The following is a 7486-nucleotide window of genomic DNA, read 5'->3' as shown; positions in this document are numbered from 1 at the left end:
ACCCCATGAATTTCCTCTACTCTCTTTGTTCTAGAAGCATAAATGATTGCAGGTTTTTCACAACGCTCTAAAAGCTTTAATAACGATCCCATTTTAAGCGCTGGATCTTTTATGTCAATTACTTCATATTTTAAATTTGTTCTACTCGCCCTCGTAACAAACTCATCCAATTCAACATCTAATCTTTTTTTGAAATATTCTTTTATATCAATGATGACCTGAGGTTTTGCAGTTGCTGTAAAACAAGAAACGGGTATCTTTCTATACAGCATGCCTTCCTCTAAACTTTTTATAAATTCAGCGATGTATAAATAATCCACTCTAAAATCTTGGCCCCAAGACGAAAAGCAATGCGCTTCGTCAATGACAAACCTTGCTATAGATCGTTGCTTTAAAATTCTTAAAATCGTCGGAGATCTTAATGACTCTGGTGATAAATATAACAACTGTATATCACCATTTTCAACCCTTTCAATAGCATCTTGCCTTTCTAAAGGAGATAATAAACCATTTATTGCGACAGCTTTTGTTATCTCAAAACGTTTTTCTAGGTTCTCAACCTGATCCTTCATCAACGAAACCAATGGGGATATGATTACTGTAAGTTGACGCGATAAAGAACCTTTCATCAAAGCCGGAAGTTGAAAAGTAAGTGATTTTCCACCACCCGTAGGAAACACCGCTACAAATGAATCATTCGTTAATCCAGCGCGTACCGTTTTTTCTTGAAGACTTATTTCTTCGTCTTGATCGAAACTCCTAAAGTCATCATAACCAAAATATCTTTGTAATGCTTTTTTAGGATTTAAATTAGAATTACAATAGTTACAGCTAGATTCGTTACAGTGGTTGAATCTAAGCTCATTGACAATTTGAGCTGTTTTTGGAAATGTATGATTGATCCAAAAGGATAGTACAGACTTATCTTCTTCAGTGCTTATTAACGCATAGGCATACGACAACTCAACTGGAGATTCTTTCGCAACCTTATAAATATTCGTGTTTTCACAAACTCTATTTTTAAAGAGCTTGTTTATTGCGATATCGATATCAATTGTCTCCGTTCTAAAGTCTATTAAATCTAAGAAACCTGAATAGCCAACATTATCAGAAAGTAGGTTTGCATAAATTTGCTGACTCCTACCATCTAATTCATTAAATCCATTTAGCTCATCTAATAATAGCTGCTTGGTTAGCTTACAGTCAGATAATGGATTGTTGACATCACTGTCATTCACAATTTTATATCCTTTTACTAATTTATGGTATGGATTGTTGTTAAAAATGATTGGAGACCAAAGTAAGGTATCAATGATTTTTTTGTTCTGAAATATTTCATTTCCCAAAACTCCCTCTAACATTGGGATGTCATGCGCAACAATATTATGACCACAAATGTATTCTGCCTGCTGTATCCAAGATTCCAATTTGGTCAGCTGTTTCTCATGTAACTCTTGTCCGTTAAAAATTGCACCAACATCACCAATCTTACCTTGCTTATTGGTTTCAATGTCGATATAAAGAATTTTGTTTATCATATAATAAACGAGTTCAAAGAATCACAAATTACTGCTCTAGTACTTTTTACACTAATGATTTCCTTTAATTCGTTATAAACATACTCAATTTTCACAAATGAAATACAATTATTATAGTCTTTATGTATCTACCAAGTCTATGTTTATTGAATTTTCATTTAAAAACATGATACAATACATCGTAAAAAGTCTACTTTCTTTTCAATACATTACACTCTTACTCCACCCTTCTTTCACATGCTATTTCGACAACTCAATCAACTCCATTAATAGTTCTTCCGGCTCTAATTCTTTTGTGATTCGCATGATGCTATTTTTTTGTTTTTCGAGGTGGGTAAAAATAACTGAACTGCGAAATCCTAGCTTGTTCATTTGATCTATATGATACTCTAAAGCAACTATATTGAAATACCTACTGTGTTGATCTTGATTTAAATGTGGTGGTCCATTTTCTATTTTGGATTTTTTAAAATATTGTGTGTATTTCATATTACAAAATTATAAAGAAAAGGAGTTTGGTCTTGCTTATGGTTGTAGTAAAAGGGAATGACTTACTGAATTTTGGGAAAACAAAAAGCCACTTGAAAGTTCAAGTGGCTTTTTATAATATTAATCTATTAAAAATAGATCAACGGCTTGGATAAGCACATTGTCTATCAAAGTATTACGTTTAGGTTTTATTGTGCAGAGTTTTATCCTTCATAAATGTCAAATTGAGCATTTACTTCTTGCATTAGGTTCTTATCCGCAAAATCGCTGTCTGACATTTGAGACAACTTCTGGAGGTATAAATCGAATTGTCCGTTTTTAAAAATCGAGAGCATCTTTCCTCCTTTGACACATTTAGCCGCATGCCATACATTTGGCGGAACTGTTACCGTGTCACCTGGCAGACAGACAATAGTTTTGTCATCAAATATCAGTTCCACTTCACCTTCCAAGAAGTAAAATACTTCAGTCATAATTTTATGGTGATGTCTACCAAGGTAAAACCCAGGTTTTAAGGTATCTTCAACGAAACAAAGTTCACCATTTGTACTCTTAGAAGATAATTTGACAAAGCAGTGGTCCTGTGAATAATTATAATTTTCACCTTCACCTTTTTTAATAATTTCTATTTCTCTCATTTTGTTGTTTTTTTAATTCTGCACAACGGTATTGTATAAGAATAGTGGCGGTTTTAAGTCCATAAACTTTTCAGTTTAGACCAAAGTTTATTGTTGTTATTATCTTTCGTTTTGACTGGATTTCCGCCATTATTTTTATATGTTGTTGGCAATAGTTTTTAGTTATTTACAACCATCCCTCGAATTGCTTCACCTGGGTAGGTGTTTTTGATTAAAACTCCTTTTTCAACAACTATTTGACCGTTTACAATAACATATTCAAACCCCTTTGAAGGTAAACTACTTGTTCCTATGTCGTATCCAGCAACGCCATCAACTGTGTTCGGGTTAAAAAGTGTTATATCAGCATAAGCTCCTTCTTGTAAACGCCCACGTTTTTTTATAGAGGGCACTATATCTTCAATTAGATTAGTTGGCAAATAACTAGTTTTGGCTAATATTTGTGCCATAGATAAGCTACCTTCGTCAATAGCTAATCTTAAGTATGCACCATAAGACCCAGCGCCTCTTGGATGGCCTCTTCCAAGACCAAACTCTGCATCTTCAGATAAGAGTTGCCCTTTATCATCGGTATATACCATGCCATCACTACCAATAATAATATTTGGATGAATTAAAGCTAGCATCATGTCTTTTTCTTTAATATGGTGCATAATAAAGTAACCTTCAGGTCTTTCTTTTCTATATTTATTAAAGGTTTCTTCTGTTAGTGTTTCTCCTGTTTCTGCCCATTGTAAATCGCTGTAATCCATACCTGTTCGCTCCTGCCAACCTTCACTTAATATTTCTGTAGCTATGAATGTTGAACCTCTGTCATATGGAAACATTTCACCAGTGATTTTACCATTATTTTTATTGGCGGTATCAATCATGTCTAAAACAATCTTCGTATCAGTAAGTGCATTTGTAGGAACATGATGCACCAAAAGAGGCACATTATAACTTGTAGAAAGTGAAATCATTTCTTGAATACCTAAAGTTCCACTCGGTTGAGATAAACTTAAAAATCTTGTATGCGTTGTTAAAAAGCTATTATATTCGTTTGCAATTTTAGCAATTCTAACAAGTCCATCACTTCTGGCGTCTTTATAGTATCCTACCATGATACCAATACCAATGCCTCCTTCGTTAATTCCTTGAATAACAAGTTTATCAATTTCATCTAACTGCGCATCTGTTGCTTGTGTAGATGCCCACTTATTTCCTGTTACTCCAGTTTTTTCTAATGAATGGTTTAAAAGCCCAATACCCTCGGAATCTACGCCATCTAATACTACAGTTCTAGCGAAAGCATGTCCTACCGATACACCGTAATTAGAAATTCCTTTACCTTTTTTATAATCGTAGAATTTAGAAACAGGAAGCGCTCCTGCTTCTAAATCTAACTGCGTAGTTTTTCCGTCGAGGACACCTAACTTCGTGCTATAAGGGTCTTGTCCATGTGCATGGTGATCAATAAAACCTGGAGCAGCAATCAAACCGTTTGCATTAATTTCTTTTTTTCCGGAAATTTTTTCAGAGGTAATAGTTTTAATTTCTTTACCTGATATACCAATATTAGAGACTTCGTCAAATCCAGTTTCAGGGTCAATAACACGAGCATTAGAAATAACAATATCGTATTTGATATCTTTTTTTTCTCCACAGTTGACCAAAAGAATGGAAATGATAGATGATACAATTATTATTTTGATTGATTTCATAAATATATTTAGTGTTGATTGTAAATTATTGCCAACTCCTAATATCAAGAATAAACTACATTTTATCAATGTCATTTACCGGATAACGAGAAGTTTTGTTTTGGTTCCCATTTTTTTAATCTATTCATTTTAAAAGCTATTATAGAACAAGTTTAAAAACAAAAAAACACTTAAAATATAATGCCTCTAATTAGTGACTAACTTATTAAGGGCATTACAAAAGTCAAGTAGTTCTATAAAAGAAATGCTATGTTCCTAAAGTACTTAAAGATACATATAAATGTTGTAATAGATTTATTTTTAGCAGTTTAATTTCTTCTAGAGTTTCCCTCCCATTTGATAATATTGAACACTTCTCAAAATCTATCTTCTACCTGCATTCCATATCTTTTGCTTAATTCAGTAATGTTGCTGTCGGATGTAATGAATGTGCGATACCGTTTTTCCTTTTCTTTGATGTACCGTTGTTGCAGAAAGTCACCAATGAGTTCCTGGGAGAAGAACTTTGGTTCTGTACCCACATCACCTAGGTAAACGTTGCCGGTTTCTATTTTTATTTTTAGAATGCTAGGATCTCTTTCGTTTAGCTTTTTTGTGAATTCCATTTTGTTAGTTACAATATACTTGGCCGTATAGCCTTTGAAATACATTTGCATTCAGCCGTGTTTAGCTAAAAAAAAACATACGTCTAAAAATTTCAAACAGATCAGATTTCCCCAAACCACAAGGCCCGAATATAAATAATCCCTTGTCTAGAGAAGCTTTGTTTTTAACAACTCCCTGACTTCCGAATCTTTCAGATTTAGAAAAATACGATACTAACTCCAGTACGTATTTACGATTGTTATCGTCAACCACATAATGCTTTCCGAGGCCATAAAAATTGGTGCTGAAATATAAAAACAACATGGCTAGTTCTTTTTTACGAACACGTACTTCAATTTGTTTCTCAGACCTATTTAAAAAGCATTTTAGACTTTCTGACATAGGTTTTGAAGATGTACTGTTTTTCTGTTTGGATTGTTTAAGGTTGGATTCATTTTAGACTTTTTTGAAGCTTACTTACCATAAGGACCGTCCTTTGCTACTGGTGATTGGCAGCCACATGGTATGTCGCCTGGGGTACGTCTTTTGGCAATTAGTTTCACCATGGATTTCTTGTTGGTTATGGAGTCCTTTTTTTTGTCAAAATATTGCTCAATAGATTCAAAATACTTTTTCAAGTTAATTGTAGATACTTCATGGAGATTCATATTGTTTTTGGGGTCTGGTACCAAAAATTTAAACTCATATAATAACATAATGTCGTTCAATAAAGTTACCTCAGTATTGAGGATGTTGTCCTTGTGATTATTTTTCGTGTACGGTAAGAAAAATCTATTGGAATTAAAAACATCTTTACCTTTTCCGGGTTGAAAGAATCCAATTCCTGAAGCACCTTTTCCATTCTTAATGCGGGGTGTATCATTCCAAGGGAAATTAGTACTCTCAACTTTGAATGGAATATGGGTTATTAATGAATTTACAACGGAGGAATCAAGTTTAAAAGGGATTTCGTAAGTAAGTTGCGGTTTCAGAGGAGTATAATCTAAATAAACTTCTTGTACTGGAGCTTCTCCATTAAAAGTGAATTGGTCGGGTATGACCAAGCCAATGTCAAATTTATTTCCCCATTTTGAATTTTTCTTTGGACGAACTGGAGGTGAAGCAATATAATATTTACTGACATGGTAGTTAACCGTATCCTTGCTTACAATGGAGGTTTTGGGTCCAAAAGAAATCCCAGAGAGGACTTGATCCGAGGTGTTCCATTGAAAGTCTGGTGGAGCATGCCAGTCAGGACTTGTATTGGTTAATGCCGTATTGCAACCAAAGAGCATAACGGTTTGGTTTGTGTAGTTTTTGAAGGTGTTGTCGCCTAGATTAAATACTACATATCCAGGCTGTTTGGGGAAATCGTGTTCAAAGCGGACTGCTTTTTCCTTGCATGAATGTAAAATAAGGAAAGCGAGGTTAAGTAATAAAAGTTTGGTGATTGATCTCATGATAGTTGGGATTTATGTTAGGCTTTAAATATTGAGAAAACTGACATTACTAGCTCGCTTAAATACAAAATTGGTTCTAGCTTGTATCAGAATAGCTATTGCTATTTTCCTTGTTTTGTGTTCGTTTGAAGGCTTCGTCTTCTTCTTTCAATTTCGATTATACCGATAATCAAAAGGTGCTTTTTATGCAATATACCTGAGTTTTTTTTATTAGTTTTTAATGACATATAGTTATTAACATCACGAACAAACAATGTGTTTAACGGATGACGAGAAGTTTTATTTTAAAGACATAAAATCTATTTACTTTAAATAGATCTAAAGAATATGTTTATTCTTTCTCATATATTCAAATGTCCAAAAAAATAATTTAGAGCTATTAGAAAAGTTCTTTAACCGTATGAAATTTAAATATGAATGATAGGTAAATAGAATTAATTGCGTAAAAAAACCACTTGAAAAGTCAAGTGGTTTTAGTGCTATTGAAAAAGCGTATCACCCCTGATACTTATTAAAGTTAAGAAATATAATTAAGACTACAGAATTTATCTCTTATCCATACAGCTTTCATTAAAAGAAATAAGATTAAACATCTGTCGCATTCTAGACCGAACTCTATTTCCGTATCGTTCTTCCAATTCTTCAGCGTTGAGGTTTGTCGTGGCGTGTGTTTTTATTTTTTTTCTCGGATCCAAATAGAGGTCATACCTGGATAGTAATATTTCCCCAATCACATTGCAGTCTTGTCCGAAGTGTTTTCCTTTGGGCTCTACCCCAATATCATCAAAGCAGTAAAATTTTGAATTTCCGTAATCTTCGATTGTTTTAAAACCGATGTGATTGAAACCAAACACTGTATTTCTACTAGGAATAATTTCATATTGTGGTTTATGCGGAGTCATGTGTTTTAATAGTTTCATTAAGGATGTTTTACCGCAACCAACAGGACCGGAAAGTAATAATCCTTTGTTTGGGTCTATGTTGTATTTTTTACATTTTTCAACATCATTAATTGTATACACACAGAGTTTGTAAATGATTTCTAAATCCTCTGAATGAATTTTAAAATTTTG

At 33.4% G+C, this 7486-nt stretch carries 7 protein-coding genes; all 7 read right to left on the bottom strand.

The genetic code is table 11. The features are described from left to right. Positions 1-1538, bottom strand: a 1538-nt coding sequence (locus P8H68_RS08405; protein ID WP_300323442.1) for a DEAD/DEAH box helicase, incomplete at its 3' end; no start/stop codon positions are given. Between the two features lie 240 nt (positions 1539-1778). Continuing rightward, positions 1779-2027: a hypothetical protein gene (locus tag P8H68_RS08400; protein WP_300323438.1), complete on the bottom strand. Its 249-nt coding sequence runs from the start codon at positions 2025-2027 to the stop codon at positions 1779-1781. A gap of 203 nt (positions 2028-2230) precedes the next feature. Next, complete coding sequence (locus P8H68_RS08395) at positions 2231-2665, bottom strand: cupin domain-containing protein (protein ID WP_300323435.1); 435 nt, start codon at positions 2663-2665, stop codon at positions 2231-2233. 158 nt (positions 2666-2823) lie between these two features. After that, positions 2824-4368 carry an amidohydrolase family protein gene (locus tag P8H68_RS08390; RefSeq protein WP_300323432.1) on the bottom strand — a complete coding sequence of 515 codons (1545 nt, stop codon included), beginning with the start codon at positions 4366-4368 and terminating at the stop codon, positions 2824-2826. A gap of 666 nt (positions 4369-5034) precedes the next feature. Then, complete coding sequence (locus tag P8H68_RS08385) at positions 5035-5355, bottom strand: hypothetical protein (protein ID WP_300323429.1); 321 nt, start codon at positions 5353-5355, stop codon at positions 5035-5037. A gap of 71 nt (positions 5356-5426) precedes the next feature. Continuing rightward, complete coding sequence (locus tag P8H68_RS08380; RefSeq protein WP_300323427.1) at positions 5427-6413, bottom strand: hypothetical protein; 987 nt, start codon at positions 6411-6413, stop codon at positions 5427-5429. A gap of 545 nt (positions 6414-6958) precedes the next feature. Beyond that, positions 6959-7486: ATPase (locus P8H68_RS08375; RefSeq protein ID WP_300323425.1), on the bottom strand; the 528-nt coding region annotated here is incomplete at its 5' end.

The organism is Flavicella sp. (assembly GCF_029238425.1).
In the GTDB taxonomy this organism is placed as follows: Bacteria; Bacteroidota; Bacteroidia; order Flavobacteriales; family Flavobacteriaceae; genus Flavicella.
The sequence above is the reverse complement of the archived record's forward strand: the minus strand, read 5'-3'. Positions and strand labels throughout refer to the sequence as shown.